Origin of the sequence: Ferruginibacter sp., assembly GCF_031430955.1 — a bacterium.
Taxonomy (GTDB): Bacteria; Bacteroidota; Bacteroidia; order Chitinophagales; family Chitinophagaceae; genus Ferruginibacter.
The window spans coordinates 1-1,798 of record NZ_JANPCM010000548.1; the positions used below are offsets into that span (position 1 = coordinate 1).

At 37.8% G+C, this 1,798-nt stretch carries 3 protein-coding genes; 1 reads left to right on the forward strand and 2 read right to left on the reverse strand.

Annotation, left to right across the window (positions count from 1 at the left end):
• Positions 1-27: 27 nt before the first annotated feature.
• Entirely contained in the window at positions 28-225 is a 198-nt protein-coding gene (locus ACY65O_RS15435; protein ID WP_462221756.1) for a hypothetical protein, read from the reverse strand.
• Between the two features lie 116 nt (positions 226-341).
• On the reverse strand, positions 342-530 hold the full coding sequence (locus ACY65O_RS15440) for a VOC family protein (protein WP_462221757.1): 189 nt from the start codon (positions 528-530) through the stop codon (positions 342-344).
• A gap of 174 nt (positions 531-704) precedes the next feature.
• Here ACY65O_RS15440 and rocD point away from each other — a divergent pair.
• A partial coding sequence (gene rocD, locus ACY65O_RS15445; protein ID WP_462221758.1) for an ornithine--oxo-acid transaminase occupies positions 705-1,798 on the forward strand: 1,094 nt, incomplete at its 3' end.

A 1,798-nucleotide genomic window follows, 5' to 3' on the forward strand; every position in this document is an offset into this window, starting at 1 on the left:
TTCAGGGCCTACATCTGCTGTAGGCGTTTACAACTCCTCCATCAAATCTTCTAAATCCAACGCATCTGTTGTCATTAATAAATTTCCATTTTCATCAACAGGCCAATTTTCTTTTGGTTTATCCCAATACAATTCTACACCATTTTCATCGGGGTCGTTTAAATAAATAGCCAACGAAACTCCATGGTTTGATGCACCAGTCAGCGGATATTTTGCATCTATCAATCGCTTTAAAATAATTGCTAAATCTTTTTTGGTAGGATATAATATAGCCGTGTGAAAAAGCCCTGTACTATTTGCTGGTGGTGGATTCCCATTTTTACTTTGCCAAGTATTTAATCCTACCTGCCTGCCGGCAGGCAGGTATGATGATGATAACTGCCAGCACTAATAAATACAGCACTTTCGCCATAGCGTTGGGTAATTTCAAACCCTAGTAAACCCTTGTAAAACTGTAAACTACGTTCAATATTAGCTACTTTTAAATGCACATGCCCAATACGAGTTTGTGCAGGAATTGTATAGCTCATAAAATAGTTTTACCTTGCATCAAATTTACAACTATCAGTAATTTATTTAACATAGAATCTTTTTTGGGCAACAATCTCGATTTGCTCAATCATCGAGCTATATAAGCCCCTATCTCCGCCACTGGCGGAGGAATTATCTACATTTATTTTTTTACAATTTTACAATTTTATTTTATGCACTCTACAATTGCTTTATCAGCAACAGCACAGCAGTATCTTGATTTAGAAGAAAAATATGGCGCACACAATTATCATCCGCTGCCGGTTGTGCTAAACCGTGGCGAAGGTGTTTTTTTATACGATGTTGATGGCAAACGTTACTATGATTTTTTAAGCGGTTACTCAGCAGTTAACCAGGGGCATTGTCATCCAAAAATTATTGCATCGTTAATAGAACAGGCGCAAAAATTAACGTTAACCTCAAGGGCTTTTCACAGTAATTTATTAGGGGAGTATGAAAAATATATTACTGCTTATTTTGGTTACGATAAAGTATTGCCGATGAACACCGGCGTAGAGGCTGTTGAAACTGCAATTAAACTCAGCCGCAAATGGGCTTATCAAATAAAAGGCATTGAAGAAAACAAAGCAAAGATAATTGTATGCGAAGGAAATTTTCATGGCAGAACAACAGGTGTAATTTCTTTTAGTAATGATACTGCTGCTGTAAAAAACTTTGGCCCTTACATGCCCGGTTATGTGGCGATACCATTTAATGATACCGCCGCTTTGGAAAAATCTTTTCAGGATAAAAACGTTGCAGCTTTTTTATTTGAACCCATACAGGGCGAAGCTGGTGTGGTAGTGCCTGATGAAGGTTATTATAAAAAAATAAGAACATTATGTACGGAGTATAATGTATTGATGGTGGCGGATGAAATACAAACCGGCCTTGCAAGAACAGGCAATATGCTGGCCTGCGATGACGAAGCTGTACGTGCCGACATTTTAATTTTAGGTAAAGCATTAAGCGGAGGTGTGTTACCGGTAAGTGCTGTATTATGTGATGATGAAATTATGATGACCATTAAACCCGGTGAACATGGCAGTACTTATGGTGGTAATCCGTTAGCATGTAAAGTTGCCATTACTGCACTGCAGGTTTTAAAAGATGAAAAGCTTACAGAAAATGCTGCTGCAATGGGAGAATTACTAAGAAGCGAATTACGCAAATTAAATTCGCCTTTTATTGAAACAGTAAGAGGAAGAGGATTATTAAATGCGATAGTTATTAAACACACCAACCCCGAGGCTGCATGGGATTTATG

Excerpts from the sequence above, each read along its gene's own strand:
- ACY65O_RS15440 (WP_462221757.1), bottom strand. The coding sequence starts at position 530 with ATGAGCTATACAATTCCTGCACAAACTCGTATTGGGCATGTGCATTTA.